Here is a 17463-nt window from a genome sequence, read left to right as displayed (position 1 = left end):
AAATCAGAATTTCTTTTCGGGTTTCCTGTTAACAGGCATACTGAACTCGTGAAAAAACGTGGCATATCAATAAGATATAAGATTCTATTGCTTCTAACTTCGCTGCCTTTGATTACATTATCGGTGTATCTGGTGCTGGCTTTACAAATTTTTGAAGACGATAAGATCGCCTATGTCTTTGATTCTTCAAGCAGTATGTCCGGAACCATGGCGGCTCAAATTAAGACACAGCTCAATGGCGTCTTAGGGACGACGAAGCCGATCTTTCAAGATTATCTGACTCAGCAAAAATTCACTTCTATTTCTGATTCTATTTTCGCCAACGAATTCACTCTGGAATCCATTGTGGTTTTCGGAGCAGGGGCGACGGGCTCTTACGAAAAGAAAGCTCTTTTGGAAAAGGTGCCCGGACAGACCGATGGAATTCTTGCGTCTCTTCAGCAGTATCTTCCGCAATACTTCGCGGAAGCGGATGCCAATCGCCGCGTCGTGAAAGTGCCTTACGTCGATGATCGCGTTTTTATTTTCGAAAAAGTCAGCGACGAGACCAAAACGCGCAACACCGTTTTCATGGTGATTGTCCGTATGAGCGAGGCTTCCGAGATGTTCCGTGCGGCAACATCGCAGAAGATGTATTTGATTTCCCAAGATGGACTTGTTCTTTTTGGTCCCGATGGTATGCCGGGGAAGCGCTTGCAATCCGTTGTGACGCCGTCTTTCCTGAAAGGAAAATCTCCGATCGCTCAAGGGGCTGAGACGGATAAAGCTGTCGACGGGACAGAACTTTTAGTTTCTTATTCTCGCGCGGGCTTTGGGGATCTGATTGTTGTGACAACGGTTGAAAAAGAAAAAGCCTTGGGTGCGGTGCAAATTCTTATCCGTAAATCATTAATCTTCTTTGGTATCTTGATTTCTTTGACGGTGATTTTAAGTCTTTTTGCTTCTAGTGGTATCACGCAAGCTTTGACTCAGCTTTTCACTGCGACAGGTAAAGTTGCTGAAGGGGATTTCAATATTCGTGTTGATGTGAAGTCCAATGATGAAGTGGGAAGCTTGGCGGAAAACTTCAATATCATGGCGGCGGAAGTATCGCGTCTGTTAGAACAAACCGCTGAAAAAGCGCGTATGGAATCGGAACTACAAACCGCAAAGACGGTGCAAGAAACTCTGTTCCCAGAAACTCGAGCGAAGATCGGCCCCTTGGCGATTGCCGGCTACTACGAGCCTGCCAGTGAGTGCGGTGGCGACTGGTGGCACTACTGTCAAATCGGAAATAAAATCTTCTTGTGGATCGGGGATGCAACAGGACACGGAGCTCCTGCGGCTCTCATTACCAGTGCCGCGAAAAGTGCATCGACAATCATTGAAAGATTAAATATCTCTCCGAACAAAGCTTTAGAGCTTTTGAATCGTTCCATCTATGACGTTTCAAAAGGCCGTATCATGATGACCTTCTTTTTGGCATCCTTTGATCTAGAGACAGGGGAGCTCGTGTATTGCAATGCCTCTCACGAAGCACCGTTCTTGATCAAAAAAACCGACGGCGCTTTAAAGAAAAAGGATTTAATCCCTTTAAATGAAGTGAACAATCCCAGATTGGGACAAGCGCGAGATTCTGTTTACCAGCAGACCAGTATTCAAGTAGAACAAGGTGATGCCGTTTTCTTTTACACAGACGGTATCCCTGACATTCAGAATCCGGGAAAAGAAGCCTGGGGCGAACGAGAATTTATCAAAGCACTCATTGCCGCAAACAAAGATTTCCCGGGAGTGGGCGATTCTGTAGATCGCTTTGCTGTCAGCTTCCAAGAGCACCGTCAAGGGGCGCCCTTGGTCGATGATGTGACCTTTTTTGTGGTAAAAAATGAAGGTCTTAACTAAATTTATAAAACGATTTGAACGTGAACGACGAGGAGAAGAGAAATGGGTAAACTCGATGTAAAAATGAATAAAGCCGCCGACAAACTTGTTGTGCAAATGGCGGGGACTATTGACGAAGATGTCGACTTTTCTCAATTCAATATCGCGGGCAATCCAAGCATTGAAGTTGAATTGGGTGGTCTTAAGAGCATCAACTCTTGCGGTATCCGTGAGTGGATCAAATGGATGGGGACGGCTTCGGGAGCGCAAATCGCTTTCAGCAACTGCCCTAAAGTGATCGTAGATCAAATCAACATGGTCGATGGTTTCTTGCCAGCAACGGGGAAGGTGAACTCTTTCTTTGTGCCTTACTACAACGATGACTCGGGCTCTGAAAAGAACGTCCTGTTTCGTTATGGGACAGAGTTCAGCGAAGGCAGTGTGACGCCACCGGCTTCGGTTAAAGACGAAGAAGGCAATGAAATGGAGATGGACGTTATTGAGTCCAAATATTTCAAGTTCCTTAAGAAGTAATCCAGCAAGTCTTAGGTCTAGAAAAGGAAGCGGGCACTGATCTTCAGTCCCGCTTTTCCTATTTTACGCTCAATGCTTTCCTTTAAAACACCGACAAGAAAAACGTGGATTCAAGCAGTAAAAACCGTATTTTAATTCTCGAAGACGACGAGGCCATCGGAAACGCCTTAAAAGAAATTTTAAGTCGCGCCGGTCATCAAGTCTATTTGGCGGCTCGTCCAGATGAAGCCAATACGATTCTATCCACGCAAAATAATTTAGATTTCCTTTTCTGTGACTGTCTTCTTCCACAAATGACCGGCTTGGATTTTATCAAGCAGGCTCGTAACAATTATCCTAACGCTCGTTTCAAAGTTGTTTTGATGAGCGGTATCTACACCGACAAACAATTCATTCAAGAGGCGACCCAAAGCACGCAAGCAATTGCATTTTTGAAAAAGCCGTTTGAAATGGAACAGGTGTTAAAGTTGGTGAAAAAAGAAGAAGCACCAAAGCGGGAAGAGTCCTCGAGCGCCCGTAAGCTTCTTTACCAAATGTTTGCTAATCCGACAGTGACCAGTCGTCAAAAAAGAAAAGTGATTGAGTCCATTGAGGAAGTCAGCGGTTTTGACTTGCCCTTCTTGTATTCGCTTCTGGTAGAAACTAAGAGCAGTGGTTATCTGAACATCTATAACGCTGACGGATCTGTCTCTGGTATTTCATTCTGTAATGGGAATATCGTCGGTGTCGACGTGGATGATAAGACGACGTTCTTAGGGGAAATGCTTATTCAAAGTGGGTATGCGACTCCCAAAGACGTGCAAAATGCTTTGCGCGATAAAAACAATCGCCGTATCGGGAATTATCTGATTCAAAACAATCAGCTCAGCCCGCATGCATTTGATTTGATTCTGATGGAGCAAATGAACATCCGCTTGGTGCGTACGATTGTTGATCAGAAAATCCGCGTGAACTTTGCTTCGGCGGAAGTTGAGATGAGCAATCCAAGTATTGATGCTGACACCTTGTCTTACTATCTTCATGACTGGATCGCTTCCAAGATTTCTTTGAACTGGTTGAAGTCTTTGTATGTGATGTGGTCGGGGAATGTGATCGTGAAAAGTCCGACATTCCGTGAAGACCATCCAGCTTTGACAATGTCTTTGATCAAATCCTTAGAGGGTTTGCCTTTAAAGCTCAATAATCAAATGACGCTTTCGCAGCTTTTGGATGTCAAAGGCTATAGTGAAATTGCGGTGTATAAAGCCATCCACTTCCTTTTAACTAAAGGTTTGGTGGTCTTTGCTCAGCGCGCGGCTTTTGCAAATCCGCAAGAACAGTTGAAAGTTTTGAAAAAAATCTGGGCCGAGCTTGATGGCAAGAATGGTTATGAAATCACTTCTTACATGGAAACAGCCGCAGGTGGTGCTTCTATGGAAGCGGCGTTAGAGGAGTTCTTGACGATGTTGGGCGAGCAACCTCAGGATGCCACGTCAGAAGCTTTCGCTGTGTGGAGTAAAATCAAAAGAACCGCTGAAGATGCCGTCACCGCGTCTCAAGACTCCAGTAAGATTGATCAGTACCGTCAAGCGACGCAAAAATCGGAAGCCGAAGCCAAACTTCGCGCAACGACTTTGATGGAAGAAGTGAAAAAGCAGCTTCAATACAATCAATATGCGAAAGCTTTAGAGACGTTGGCAGAAATCACAAAACTGAATCCACAAACTCAACAGCTGCACTTGTACAGCTCTTGGGCAAAACTGGGTTCTGTAGATCCCGCGAAGAAACAATTTGTACTTAAAGAAGTAGAGTTAGAACTAGTTCAGGTTCCGCCGGATGAGCGCTATGACACTTTATTCCCATTCGTGATTGGTCTTTTCAATAAGATCAAAGGGGATGTCGTGGCCGCAAGAAAGTCGTTTGAAAAGAGCGTGGCTTTGGATCCTTCATTCATCCCAGCTCGTCGCGAGATCTCGCTTTTAACAGCGGCCAACAAAAAACAAGACGTCTTCAATATGGACCTGAAACAGGTTGTTTCAGGCTTCTTTAAAAAGCGCTAGAATTTCCAGAAAAGTCCCGCATCCACATCAATCTGCATTTCTTCTTTTGCTGCAGCCGGATCATATTTGTAGTCGCTCAGGCCTAAGCCATAGCGCAAATACCAGTCCGAGCTGAACTGCCAATAAGCCAAGGCTTTAAGGTTGTAAGCCGAAGACACTTTGAAGTCACTTCCGGAAGAACCCGCGAAGTATTGCAGTTTATACTCAGTCCAATGCATGAAAGGCTTCATCCAACGACCCGGTTTTTTAAGCCAGAAAGCACCAAGACCGTAAGCTGTGGCGCTGGCGTTTTCACCTTGAACCATCTGCAATGGCAACGTTAATCCCCAAGTGGCGTCGATCAAGTTAAAGCCTTCGTGCGCTCGCCATTTTAGTTCCAGAGTCGTGAAATCGACTTTTGCAACCTCGTCTTTTTCTGTGAAGTGCTGCAGCCTTTCAACCGAAAGCCCCCACTTAAAGCGGGACCAATCAGCGTTGATCATTAAGAAGTTTTCAAACCACCACTGAAACTCTAAAGCTCCAAAAGCAATGCCCGAGGGTGTTTGATAAGAGGCACCCACGCCCAAACCAAAGGGCTGACCACGAAACACATCGTAACCCGCCACGAAGTTTTGACCATCAGCTTGGACATTCAGATAACGACGAGTTTCAACGCCCGCAGGAATGCCACTGACCGTCCATTGAAATTGGTTTTTCTTTAGAGGCTCCAGTTGAGAGGTCCCATCGTTTTCAGGCGCACGAACTTGCACACCTTCAGGGCTGATGCCGGTGAAAGAAAGTTTCGAAGCATAAGTGCGAGACACTGATTTTTGCGAAAGATACGGACGGCTTTTTGCTTTAGGTAACTCACCGCGCACGTAAAATTCTTGGCGCATCGGAATATCGCCATCACCTTTGAGGTAAAGGACTGGACGGTTTTTAGAAAGAGATATTTGCCAATCGGTTTCAGAAAGCTTTTTGACTTTCTTTTCATCCACGGGTTCGGCACCAGAGGCGGTCAGAATAATACGACTTCCATCATCAGAAACGACCGCATCTTTGAAATCAACGTCCTTCTTACGAGTTTCAATCTCGAAAAAAGCCCCCGTTTGAGTTTGGGCTTTGAAAGCCACGTTTTCACTGCGGTCGTTCAGATAGATGATCCCTTGATTTCCGACGATCTTGCCGTTGATTTCAACCTGCGCCGCTTTCTTCGTGCTCGAGCGGGTTTTTACCACCATTTGCCCTTGTTGAGAGCTTAAGTAAAGCTCCTTAGAACACATGTAAATACGGGTTTCTTCGCTTTCACGGTAAATACAGAAACTCATGAAGGGGAAGTACTTCATATCATCGACCAAAGATGCTTCGACCTCGTCGGCAGAAAAAGTTGCCACTTGCGAGCGCAGATGCTCATCTTCACCAGTCGCCGGAGCGCCGTCAGTGATCGTGACATTTTCTTTTGTAAGAACCGTTGTGAAAATCGCTTTGCCGGAATTATTTTTTACCGAGAGTTCGCCTTCGTTAACTAAACCTGCAGGCCACGTGAAGCGAATGCGATAAAGACCCTTTTGAGTGGAAGGTTCGATTTGGAAAGTGATTTGAGTTGTATCGATTAAGATATCACCGATTTTTAAACGGTCTTCGTCGATCAACGTGTATTCGAATCTTTGCGGAAGAACTTGCAGATTGTTTTTATCCGCCTGGAAGTACAAGGGCTTCAGTTTGCTTGTGCGAGTTTGCGCCAAAGATGAAAATGCAGTCAGTAGACAAAGCAAAGCAAGCAGGCATTTTGTCATTACAAAAGCTCCTTTTTGATCTCATCTGCGCTCTTATGAGCCATGATGGCTTTGATGACGGACAATGATGTTGTCATTTTAGAAAGAAAGTCTTCGTTATGCGTGATCACGACGCGACGAGGATGACCCTCCCACGCGTGTTTGATTTTTGAGTTCAAGTCCCAAGCTTCTGGAAAAGTCTCGGTGCGAATGGTGTTTGTCGTGTCATAAAAATCAGAAGACGCCGTATCCAAGTGAATCACCCAGTCATAGCGGGCGATCTCTTGTTCCTTTGAGCTTTGCACAAGCTGGAAGAATTCATCGGCTTGTCCCGGCCAATAAGCAATCGCATCCAAAGATCCGCGGTCGCAAACGATCAGGGATTTTTGGCTTAAAGTGGAGATCATCTCTTCCAATTCTTTTTGTGTGTAGTAAATCGCTTTTTGCGCATGCACGATGCCTTGAGCTTCTTTAAAGCGAGGAAATCCTCCACGATACAAAATACTGGCCGCTTCAGGAACCACGGCGCATTTTTGTCCCAGTTCTTTTTTCAAAGCTTCAATCAATGTAGTTTTGCCGCCCGAAGGCCCACCGGTAATCGCAATTTTGACGTATGAATTCATGTCTTAAGGATCGCCAATTCACAGGGCAGGGTCAAAATAAAAACTACAGCAAATAACGCAGGCGGAAGGCGATATTGTAAATCATGCGAGCAAACCAAGAGCGCGCGGCTAAATCTTTTTCAGAGACCAGCTTTGCGTTGGCTAAATCGGTCGTCCACTGTTGGGTCATGTTATGCAAGCTTTCGGCATCGTTTAACACCACTTCCACCTCAAGATCATGCAATAAACTGCGATGATTCAGGTTGAAAGAACCGATAAACGCCTCGTCATCCAAAATCATCGTTTTCGCGTGCAAGATGGTTTTTTGGTATTCATAAATGGGAATGCGCTTTTGTAACAAGAATTTGACGATGTAAAAGGCCGCCCACTTTACCACGGGCACATCGGATTTTCCGGGAATAAGAATTTTAACGTCCACGCCACGACGAGCGGCTTTCAGAAGGGCTCGTAGCAAAGATCTTTTGGGTAAAAAGTAGGCCGTTGTAATGTAAAGGCGCTTATTGGCCGAAGCGATTCGATGCAAAAGATCGCGGTACAGGCGACGGCGTGTACGTTGAGTTGTATTCAAGCGTAAGATTTTTTCGTGAGGCTCTACGCGAACTCTCCAGCGTCCCACCCAATTGATAAGGCCTTTGATATAAGTGCGCAGATAGCTGATTTGAAAAGCGAGAACTAAATATTTAATCGCATCACCCTCAACCCAGGCGCCCGTGTCCCGCCAGGCGCGCGAGCCTACGATGCTAGCGCAGTGGTCTTGAACGAAGTTAAAACTTCCCAAGTAAGCGCGCTTTTCATCAATGATCGAAATTTTTCGATGATTGCGGCGATTCATATGCTTCATCAAAAAACTTCCGTTTAAGGAGTACTTCGCAAAAAGACTTCGGGCCCACAAAAGAGGATAGGGAAACGGATGAAAGGCGCGAAACTCAATGCCATGCTGAGAGCACAAGCGATCTAGTTGTGGAATGTAGTAATAGGAGCCAAAACCATCGACCACGATTTTCACGCTGCAGCCGCGAGCTCGCGCTTTTCCAAGCTCTTCAATTATAGGCATCGTCAGTTTGTCGAGAGCAAAGATGTAAGATTCGATCGTGATACTTCGTTGGGCTTTACGAATATCCTCGAGAAGGCTTTGATAATACTCATCGCCCGAATGAAATATGCGAACCTGACTCCATGACTCCATATGTCGATTGTTCAATATATTATTAAAAAAGTCGACAGCAAAGCAGGGGTGGGGGCAAACTGACTTTATGACTACGTGCAATCTATGGAATTTTAAAAAAATTTTGGCGGGAAGTTTTTTGATCTTAGCGTCTTGCGGAGCGACATGGGCGCAAGCGGCACTTCCTAATGGAAAAACCACGGTGATCTACTTCGGTCAGCAAAAAGCGACCGAGTTTGATAGTAAGATTAAGCCTTTCTTTGCGGAGCAATCTCGTCCCTGCAAAAGCTGTGATTTGGTGAATTACACTCCTTACGATGCGACGGGCGAAGTGGACATGGAGGCGTTGAAAGAACGCATCACTTCTTTGCCAGAAGGCACAAGTTTCGTGTTCTTTGATTTCAATTTGAAAGTGAATGATTCAACGAAGGATCTTGTTCAACTTCTAAGTAAAAAATCAGAAGCAGGATTAGTGATCGTGGGCTCTGCGGGAGTTCCTCCAGCGACAGAATCTTCAGGGCCTCTGAGTCGTACAGTGTTGGGACAAGTTCCTGGCGCTTTGATCATTGGTGAGTTGGGCGAACGTGATCGTTTAGTGCCAACGGGTTTTTATGGTCCTGAGATGTTGACGGCTCTTCGTCCTCCGAAAGATCACATCGGTCAAGGCTACAGTCCTTTGATTTTTGCGGCTAATTTGGCTGAGAATTGGCAAAAAAGATCTCCTCAAGAATGGGTGGATTATTTGCGTAATAAAAAGTCTAAGAGTCGTAAGATTTGGATGGGGCTCAACGACATGTTCTAGTTTTTGAACGCGGTTGCCTGAGGGAGCGGATTCGGGAATGAGTCGCTTCGTTCGGGCACGCCGTCGTGGCTCAATCGCCGCCGCACTTCGTGCGGTTCGCGCCATCGTGGCGCCGGCTAAGGCCCTTCACTTCGGACTCATTCCCGAATCCGCTCCCTCAGGCAATCGGTAAAAACTGGTGTCTTTAATTCCAATCAAAAATGTTTACGTGTTTTTTATTACGCTGTATTGGGCGCGTTTGTTTTTTTTTAGCGGCCGGGGTAGAGGACGACTCTGTTGTGGAGGCGTTGGGGGACTTTTTCTCGAATGAGGCGTAGGGCTTCTTTGTCGCTGTAGCGGCTGGAGGCGTGGATGAAGACGATTTGTTCGCTTTCGATTTCGTCGAGGCGGGGGATGATTTCGTCGATGTGGGTGTGGCCCCATTGGCGGGCTTGGTCGATGGTTTTTCTTTCATCCAAATAGGTGGCTTCTAGGAAGAGGATTTTGGATTTTTTGACCCAGTCTCTGGAATCTAGGAATTCTATTTGGGTGTCGCCGGTGAAGCTCACCATCGGGATTTCGTGGACTTCGTTGACGTTGATGTGTTTTCGGCGCAACTCGATGATTTCGTCTTGGCTTAAGCCCACGTATTCTTTTTTTAGTTTTTTGACGGTTTCAAAAACGGTGTAGCCGTAGGATTCGATACGGTGAGTGGTTGGGAAGACTTTCACGTAGGTGTTGCCGTTGATTTGAAATTCGTCGTCGGGTTTTACGGGGATGAATTCGTAGCGATACTCGTGGCCTTCGATTTGTTCCCACAGCTTCATGATTTTATCTAGGGGTTCTACCAAAGAGGGCGGCATATAGAACTTGCCGGGTTCTTGGGAGTTCATGGCTTTTTGGGAGATGATGTAGGGAACACCGGCGGCGTGATCCAAGTGACCGTGAGTGATGAAGTATTGCTTTAGGTTTAAAAGGTAAGGGTAGCCTTGGGCCACATCAAAGCTTAACGAAAGCTCGGGCATAGCTATCGCTGTGCGGATGCCCGACAGCGATAGTCCGTGAAATTTGAATTTGGAATAGCTCCAGCTTTCTCCAGCTTGTACCGACATATTACATACAGCGTGCTACAAGATCGTGGCCAATCCAAGCCACAGGAGCTTTCGGTTGCCATGAATCATGAAGCATCACGTAGCCGCAGGATTTAAACACGACTTCGCTCAAAACTGCCGTGATTAAATTTTTCTCATCTTTATGCAGTGAGAAAAGATGATCCGAGCTCTTTAGCATGTACTCCATTTGATCCTGACGGGAATGTTGAGGCCATTTTTCGTAGTTCGTGAACTCTAAAGTCAGTGGGTTTTTGAGGTAGTCATCAGTGAACGATTTGATTTGCTCAAACGTCACATCGTCTTTCAAAAGTTTTTTACAATCGCTCAAAACTTGTTCGGCGTGTTTTTTATCTCCAGCGTCTTTTTGGATAGCTGCAAGTAAAGGGTAAAGTGATACTTCAACCCCTTGGAACACCGAGCTTGAGTTCGTTAGAATCTCTGGGCAGTTGTAAACGCAGCAGTGAACGCCTTGCTTGAAGAAGTTTTCAGCATGTTTTTCCAAAGCCATTTTTGCCCAGCCTTGGAAGTAGCAAGTGTAAGTCTGCCACTGATACTGGCTGCCGATCATAACTTCGGTGCCATGGTAACCGTAAGCAGTGTAAGAAACGTGAGACCCTTGAGACTCCCACTTTTTGCGAAGAGGTGCTGAAATCTCAATCAGGTGACGGAAAGTTTCGGCCGTCACTTCGTTAAAATTTCTTAGGCAGAATTGACCGATTTGAGAATCCAAAAGCGCTTGAGTTGGGATGTGACGGTCGCCTGTTCCTTTAAACGCACGGTTTAAAAGTGGCATGATGATTTTCGTACGGGGAACACCGCCGGCCATCAAGTGAGCAAACAAGACGTTCGCACCTGCGGGGACGTGCTTTTCTAACTCTTTCATGAAAAGCTCAGTGTTTTTCTTAAAACGAGCAACACCGTTAGTTTGCGATTCGTCGATGGCTTTCCAATCCAACTCGGCTTTATCCCAATCACTCAATTTGATGTCTTTCAATTGATCACAAGGAGTCACGCCATTGGAAGCCGCATCCATATCGAAGCCTGCTTCCAAAGGAACATTGATGAAAGGTTGAGGAATATTGGCAGTTTCTTCTGCCGTCAAAGCGCGCAAAGAACCATCTTTTTCACGACGTCCTACAGTGGCACGGACGATAGTCATTCCACGACGTTCTGCTTCTTCGACCAAACCATTGGCATAACCGCGAGAAAAGAGCTCGCCAAAAAGCACAAGAACATCGCCTTTTTTGTAAGCACTCAAAGCTGGTTTTTCACGAAGAGGGAAAAGTTGCGTCATAAAATACACCTCACAAAGTTAAGGGCCTATAGTCTGCTGAGCCGATGGGACGGTCAAGTTTGACTTCAATTTGGCTCGGCGGGTAATCTATCTAGAGAGGTTTTAATGCGAGTGGTGAGTATGGTTCCGTCCTGGACGGAAACTTTATTAAGAGCAGGTGTCAACGTCGTTGGACGCACACGTTTTTGTATTCATCCTCCTAAGATGATCACAAATATTCCCATTGTCGGTGGCACCAAAGAAGTCTCTTGGGATTTGGTGATGGATTTAAAACCCGATCTCGTTCTTTTAGACCAGGAAGAAAATCCGTTAGAAATGGCGGAAGAATGCCCGGTGCCTTATCTAGCGACCCATGTCTCTTCTCTCTCCAATTTGCAAAGCGAGCTTTCGCGGCTTGGGGAGCATTTTGAAAATGCCTCCCTGATGGAGTGGTCGGTAAAGTGTTTGGACATTGTCGAAGCTCCAGCACGTCAGTGGGATTTTCAAAAGATTCCTGATTTTATGGAGTGGGTGAAACCGCCGTCGCGCTCTTATGACAGGGTCATGTACATGATCTGGAAAAAACCCTGGATGGGTGTCACGCGCGAAACTTACATCGGCTCGGTCTTAGAAAAACTAGGGGCCACACTCGTGGAGTTTCCGGAAGGGGAGAAGTACCCTGTCATCGACGAAGAAGAAATGAAAGACGCGTTCTTCTTGTTTTCGTCAGAGCCTTTTCCGTTTCACAAAAAAATAGCCGAACTCAAAGAGCTCGGCATCGAAGGGGCTGTGGTGAACGGAGAGTCCTACTCTTGGTTTGGCATCCGCAGCCTTGAGTTTTTAGAAAAGCACTTCACAACACTTTAGTTTGCCAAGAAAGTTCCTGGGTAAGCAGGGCCCGACATTTGGAACAATTGCTCCATGCTGCGCGCCGCTTGCACTGCAGGATCTTCTTCTTTTGTCGCAGTTGTTGGCATTTTAGCTTCACCTTTCATCGCCAGAACGAAGCGGTTGTAATCGTTCTTCGAGCGTAAAGCGATGAAGAAGTTTCTGTTACGAGCATCACCATTGTCTTGCATCTGTGAGCTGTTCGACTCTTGCGCAATCAAGTAGTAGTTCTCGGTAATATCGATCGCATTCTGGCGAATTTCACCGTCACAAATCATCAAACCACGAGTCGCGGCAGTCGCCATATCCTCTTCAGACATACGCGCGTTTAAGAATGAAAGATAGTCGCGACGACCTGTGAACCAACCCGCATTCGGGTCTTTCATAAATAGCGTCGGGTTCAGGCGTACAATCGCGCACTGTTCATGTTTATTTACGCGAACCTTGAAAACATTGTGTTGAACCGTCATCGAAGTCGATGTGTTCACGCTGATGGAGTTGTTCGTGTTATTCGAATCCGACACACTCCAAGAAAGTGTGTAGCTTAAATCCACGCCGACAGACAGAAGATCCAAGAACTTTTTAGAAAGTCCTAGTTTTGTTGAAATGCTTGTCGAACGGCTTTTCGAAGTTTGGTGAGAAGTTGAAAGCGCAAAGCTCGTACCTACCGTCAAACCTTGATTGAACCCTTTTTGAAATTGCGAGCCACCCACTTCTTTCACCAAGATGTGTTTTTCAGTCTGGAAGAAGCGTTTTGGATCTTTGCGAACCGCATTGTAACAATCCATACCGAAAGCCATGCGTGAGTTTTCATAGATCACGCCGCCTTTATCAGCTTGCATAGTTCTGAAATAGTCGCTTGACCAGAAGGCACAAAGTTTTTGCGCCGTCGCTGGAGAGATCTCGCCTTTTTCAATAATCTCTTTTAAATCGGCTTTCGTAACAATCAATCTCTCTACGAGTTTTGTTGAGCCCACAAGAGCTTTCACCAGCGGAGCTTTTTCATCTGCCGTTTTCACATTGATGATTTCAAGATTGTTTTCTTTAGCGAACTGAGTTTTGTCAGCGCGCGCCTGAATTCTTTGGCGCTTTTCAGCGGCAACCTTTTGCCCTTCAGCTACGATTTTATTGATGATGAATTTCCCATTGCCGGCGTTGTCACCTTGACCCGCAAGAAGAAAGGCATTGACCGAAGAAGGCTCCATCACGCGCAAGGGACGAGACGCTTCATCGATATTCAAAGTCACCGGACCAATAAAAGTCGGTGTCTCAAGACCTGTTGTTGTATCGATCGCTGAATCCAAAGTCGCTTTATCGTCTTTCAAGCGCAATGTGCTGCCTTCAAGAACTACTTTTTGTTCATCGACGGGATAAATTTCCACTAGCATATTGTTGCGGTTTCCAAGAGCTTTTAAGTCTTGAGTTTGGAAAGTCATCTCCGTGTTGATTTGACCACTCATTGCTGTCACTAACTTTTGAGTAGCTGTAACATAAGTGTTGTTAGAGTCGTAATCGCGGTTTTGAACAACAGCCATCTTTAAAAGATAGATACCGTCACGAAGACGCTCGGATTCACCACGGCCATTGGCAAGGCTTGAGTAAACCAAAAGACGTGGTTCCATCTTAACTTGGATTTTCTTGGTCACAGTTAAGTTCAACAAAGAATCAATGCCGTAGTTATAGGAAAGAGTGTTGTAGCTAAAACCTTCCACCAATACTTGCGTGCGCGGACGGCTTTCTTGAGTACAGCTTAGAACCAGTTTTTCACTGCGATCTACGTAGCGCATATCGCGAGCTAAAACTCCCATCGATTCCCAAGGGTTCACGATGATTTCAAGTTTTTCTTTCATTCCCAGGTCGGCATTTTCGATTTGCACGAAACCTTTAAGGTAACGTTGGCAGTCGAAATATTTAAATGTGATGCTTTCATCCCAGTTGATGCACGAGTTGTTGTCTGTTTTCACAGTCACGGTCGTTGCAGGTTCAGACTCAGATTGGCGATACTTCGTCACTTTGAAAGAGTGAGCGCGGGCATTCTTTTGATCCAAACCATTGCGCACACAAGCTTTCACTGTATAGAACACTTCGCGAGTCGAAGTTTTTTCCTGACCTACGCGAACGAAGCGGAACTCAAGTTGAGACACTTCGATTTTTGGTTTTTGGTAAGCATCAGAATCAAAGACGATCTCAGAAGACGAAGCGCCGTCTTCATCAGAAGAAGAAGGCGTTGTCGTACCTTGAGAATCAGAAGCTTTAGAATCACCCGCAGTTGAAGAAGTCCCTGGTGACTTTCTTGCCACTTCAGCAATCGTTGCATTGATGTAGTTCGCAATTTTGAAATCTTTAGTCTGAGCAACCACGGTATTTAAACGAAGGAACGAGGCTCCTTTAATCTGATCATATTCACCCAAAAGATAGATGCCATCAAAGCTAGTTAAACCTTGTGGAGCTTGCACCGGCTCAAGTTCAAGACCCAACATCAATTGTCCACGCGTAGGAATCGCTGGCAAAGACATAACAGACTTAACACCCAAGCTTGCGTTTTCCATCTTCACATCCATCATCGGTGATTCGCTCAAAAGGCGGCGAACTTCTTTTCCACCTTGTTGATAGATGTGGATGATTTTAAGACGAGCTTTAAATGAACCGGCCTTCAATGGGTAAAGAACCATCTCGCCATTCATTTTTGTCAATTGAAGGGAAGGCGTCGGACGCATTTCTACTAAAAGCTCTACACCCGCCGTTGTTAACTTTTGTTCAGTTACAAACAAACGACCGTCTTCCACCCACAATGGGCGTGACGTCATTTTATTGTCAGCAGAAAAGCCTTTCAAAGCTTGTTTAGATTCTTCCGCGCCATTAACCAGAGCGGGGATGTTCGCGCCATCGTCAGGGTTCAGAACTGGAGCTAAATTTTCTCCATGAGACCAAGGATTGATAGCGAAAGCGACCTTCTGCACACCTTTGTGAAGACCCAAACCTTTAATTCTTCTTTCAATGCGAATGTATTGAGACTCGCCTAAGAAGTTGAAGTTGATTTTTTCAGCCCACGTCAAGCAACCCGCTTTATCAGAAGTTACTTTGGTGTTGTTTTCTTCAATAATAAAATCATGACCTGCAATCGCTTTGTCGTAAGCAACATCTTTCACACAAGCTTGAAGATTGAATACTTTTGAGGAAGGTAAAGCGAAGTCGCCAGAAACACGCACTTCCAACGCTTTGGATTTATCCGCCATAGCCTGCGCCGTGAACGTCGCCGCCGTCGCGTTGTCTGTCTCTTTGTCTTTAGGCGCTGGTAGGTTACACGCAGCTAAGACTGTTGATAGCGAAAGTCCTAAAAGGGCTTTTACAAGTGTCATCTTAGATGTTTGCATAGAAAGTCTCCAGCTTAATCAACAAGGTCTTTTCGCGAGATTGGATGGCATTTGAAAACATCACTTCGGCATCTATATATTTAATGCCTAAGTTAAAGCCTTCTTTTTTAAATGATAAGTAAGTCTCCGCAGCGTAACCGATGCGGTTTGTTTCAAAACCGGAAGCGTTGAAGTAAGAAACTGCGGCCTCTGGTGCGATAGAGAAGTAGCTTCCCTCAACAACAAGATCCAAACCTTTAGAAAAGTGGAATTCAGAACCTACGTAATAACGGTAACCCATGTTTTGATCCGAAGGTGCTTTTTGATTCAAGACATATTGGCCACCCAAAGAAAGATCCAAAAGACTGAATACGGGAAACTCAATGGCTGTAGAAGCCTCGATGCCTTCATATTTGTGCATGAATGCGTATTGAGCGTCCGAGATCTTATTGACTTCGTTTCCAAGCAGACGGGACTTTTCCGCCACAGCGGAAGGAAGGTTGTTATAGATGAAATAACCTACCGAGTTTTTCCAGTAAAGGTTTCTAGCCGCTTGCCAGTTCAGCTGCAAAGCCGCTGTATTTAAGGACGGTGTCGGCTCTAATTCTTTCGTATTTGTGCTGAATGAAGTGGACGTAGGAATAGCTGTTTCTACGGCCAACAATGTTTTGAAGTTTCCAGTTTTAAGAACACCTTCGGCACGCGCCGCGGGGAAGGCAATAGAATCTAAAAGAATCGCGGTGTGCATATAGTCTTGATCTAAAGCCCCAGCTGTCAGGCGGAAGAATGAAAACGGCGTGTACTGAGCTGCTGCTTGTTTTAATGTGATTCTGTTCTCTGGTTGATCAGCGCCATTCACGCTTTGTGTTTGACCTGACTGCAAGCGCAAGACAGGTTGAACATCTAAAAGAAGGGATGAGCTTAGGTTGTATTTCGCTTTGATTTCCGTGCGGATATCAACGACTTTGGATTGGCTTTGGTCGTCGCGCACGTCAGAGCCGGAAAGGCGAATGCGCCAGTCCGCTGAAAACTTCTTATCTTGTTTTGCCTCTGGTAAAGTCAAAACGTTTTGACCCTGAGCAAACACCTGTGAGCTCAGTATCAAAATGAGACAAACTGTTGAAGTTACAAACTTATTCATGCCAACCCCTAGTAACTGCAAGGATGTATTTCAAGTTCCGTGCTCGGGGTTGGCCCTTTTATTTCAAAATTACAAGACTTGGCAGACAAGGCTTGTACAGCTGCCGTGAATTGTCAGGGCCCCTTTTTGCCATATGAGAAGGTCTAGCCTTTCTATGCGGTCATCGTCGGTGACTAAGGTGTCAGTGATTTCTCGTCCTGAGATAGAGAGCTTTGTTGTTCTAAGGAGCCCTCGCGGGTATGTTGTTTCTATGTTGAAAATGTTCCTCTTTTCTCTGCTTGTCTGTACGTCCGCGTGGGCGCAAGAAACCTGGCTCGTGGCGACCCTAGATTGGCCCCCTTATACGTGTTCAAAGTGTCATCGCAATGGCACAGCGGCGGATGCTTTAAGAAAGGCATTGGCGGCCCAGGGGATCATCATCGAATTTGTCTTCTACCCTTGGGTGCAGGCTCAAAAAAACGGCGGCAAAAAGAACTTCGTTGGTTATTTCCCTTCATGGGAAGACGAAGTACTACCGGGATTTACAGCTTCAAAAAGTTTATTCTCTTCACCCGTGATTTTTGTGGAGCGAAAAGACAAGCCTCTAGTGTGGAAAGATCTTAAAGACTTAAAAGGGAAAACTTTCGCGGTCACAAGGGGCTATGGAAACACAGCCGAGTTCAATGCTCTCATAAAAAATGGCGATCTTAAAACCATCACCGTGCTCAGTGAAGACTCTACCTTAAGAAGACTGGTTCAAGGCAGCGTGGACGGAGTTCTTATGGATCTCAGAGTGGCGGAATATTATCTAAAAAACGATTTCGCCAAATACGCCGACAAAATCGCCATCAATCCAAAGGTCGTCGAAAACAAAAGCTTGCACATGGCCTTCAACCAATATCACAAAGCCAAAAAACAAAAGCTCGACGGAATCACCCTCAAGGTTCCTGCTTCTTTTTAG

At 45.6% G+C, this 17463-nt stretch carries 14 protein-coding genes; 7 read left to right on the top strand and 7 right to left on the bottom strand.

What is annotated here, in order from left to right; genetic code table 11:
• Nucleotides 1-87 precede the first annotated feature (87 nt).
• From AZI85_RS14555 to AZI85_RS14545, 3 genes are all read left to right on the top strand, one after another.
• A complete protein-coding gene (locus tag AZI85_RS14555; protein ID WP_253721014.1) occupies nucleotides 88-1881 on the top strand; it encodes a SpoIIE family protein phosphatase in 1794 nt (597 codons plus the stop codon).
• A gap of 42 nt (nucleotides 1882-1923) precedes the next feature.
• Nucleotides 1924-2394 carry a hypothetical protein gene (locus AZI85_RS14550; protein ID WP_063244754.1) on the top strand — a complete coding sequence of 157 codons (471 nt, stop codon included), beginning with the start codon at nucleotides 1924-1926 and terminating at the stop codon, nucleotides 2392-2394.
• 104 nt (nucleotides 2395-2498) lie between these two features.
• Entirely contained in the window at nucleotides 2499-4433 is a 1935-nt protein-coding gene (locus AZI85_RS14545; protein WP_063244753.1) for a response regulator, read from the top strand.
• On the opposite strand, the gene AZI85_RS14540 is transcribed toward AZI85_RS14545, so the two are convergent.
• From AZI85_RS14540 to AZI85_RS14530, 3 genes are read right to left on the bottom strand one after another with little or no spacing between them, the layout of a single operon-like run.
• Nucleotides 4430-6208: a hypothetical protein gene (locus tag AZI85_RS14540; protein ID WP_063244752.1), complete on the bottom strand. Its 1779-nt coding sequence runs from the start codon at nucleotides 6206-6208 to the stop codon at nucleotides 4430-4432. The genes AZI85_RS14545 and AZI85_RS14540 overlap by 4 nt on opposite strands.
• A complete protein-coding gene (locus AZI85_RS14535) occupies nucleotides 6208-6810 on the bottom strand; it encodes an ATP/GTP-binding protein (protein WP_063244751.1) in 603 nt (200 codons plus the stop codon). The genes AZI85_RS14540 and AZI85_RS14535 overlap by 1 nt, the downstream gene beginning before the upstream one ends.
• Before the next feature lie 43 nt (nucleotides 6811-6853).
• Nucleotides 6854-7996, bottom strand: a complete 1143-nt coding sequence (locus tag AZI85_RS14530) for a phospholipase D-like domain-containing protein (protein ID WP_081111030.1) — start codon at nucleotides 7994-7996, stop codon at nucleotides 6854-6856.
• A gap of 67 nt (nucleotides 7997-8063) precedes the next feature.
• Here AZI85_RS14530 and AZI85_RS14525 point away from each other — a divergent pair, with 67 nt between their 5' ends.
• Nucleotides 8064-8777, top strand: a complete 714-nt coding sequence (locus AZI85_RS14525; RefSeq protein WP_063244750.1) for a hypothetical protein — start codon at nucleotides 8064-8066, stop codon at nucleotides 8775-8777.
• Between the two features lie 37 nt (nucleotides 8778-8814).
• On the top strand, nucleotides 8815-8949 hold the full coding sequence (locus tag AZI85_RS17965; protein ID WP_301335692.1) for a hypothetical protein: 135 nt from the start codon (nucleotides 8815-8817) through the stop codon (nucleotides 8947-8949).
• Between the two features lie 76 nt (nucleotides 8950-9025).
• On the opposite strand, the gene AZI85_RS14520 is transcribed toward AZI85_RS17965, so the two are convergent.
• Complete coding sequence (locus AZI85_RS14520; protein WP_063244749.1) at nucleotides 9026-9868, bottom strand: MBL fold metallo-hydrolase; 843 nt, start codon at nucleotides 9866-9868, stop codon at nucleotides 9026-9028.
• A 1-nt stretch (nucleotide 9869) separates the two neighbouring features.
• Nucleotides 9870-11162 (bottom strand): enoyl ACP reductase FabMG family protein, encoded by a 1293-nt coding sequence (locus tag AZI85_RS14515; RefSeq protein WP_063244748.1) that lies wholly within the window; start codon nucleotides 11160-11162, stop codon nucleotides 9870-9872.
• Between the two features lie 105 nt (nucleotides 11163-11267).
• Between AZI85_RS14515 and AZI85_RS14510 the strand changes: the two genes are divergently transcribed.
• Nucleotides 11268-12008, top strand: coding sequence for a helical backbone metal receptor (locus AZI85_RS14510; protein ID WP_253721013.1), 741 nt, complete (start codon nucleotides 11268-11270; stop codon nucleotides 12006-12008).
• On the opposite strand, the gene AZI85_RS17900 is transcribed toward AZI85_RS14510, so the two are convergent.
• Nucleotides 12005-15403, bottom strand: coding sequence for a hypothetical protein (locus AZI85_RS17900; protein WP_063244747.1), 3399 nt, complete (start codon nucleotides 15401-15403; stop codon nucleotides 12005-12007). The two genes, AZI85_RS14510 and AZI85_RS17900, sit on opposite strands and share 4 nt — an antisense overlap.
• Nucleotides 15390-16523 (bottom strand): hypothetical protein, encoded by a 1134-nt coding sequence (locus tag AZI85_RS14500; protein WP_063244746.1) that lies wholly within the window; start codon nucleotides 16521-16523, stop codon nucleotides 15390-15392. Before AZI85_RS14500 ends, AZI85_RS17900 begins: the two co-directional genes overlap by 14 nt.
• A 250-nt stretch (nucleotides 16524-16773) precedes the next feature.
• Here AZI85_RS14500 and AZI85_RS14495 point away from each other — a divergent pair, with 250 nt between their 5' ends.
• Nucleotides 16774-17463 carry a substrate-binding periplasmic protein gene (locus tag AZI85_RS14495; RefSeq protein WP_063244745.1) on the top strand — a complete coding sequence of 230 codons (690 nt, stop codon included), beginning with the start codon at nucleotides 16774-16776 and terminating at the stop codon, nucleotides 17461-17463.

It is taken from the genome of Bdellovibrio bacteriovorus (assembly GCF_001592755.1).
Classification (GTDB): domain Bacteria; phylum Bdellovibrionota; class Bdellovibrionia; order Bdellovibrionales; family Bdellovibrionaceae; genus Bdellovibrio; species Bdellovibrio bacteriovorus_E.
The sequence above is the reverse complement of the archived record's forward strand: the minus strand, read 5'-3'. Positions and strand labels throughout refer to the sequence as shown.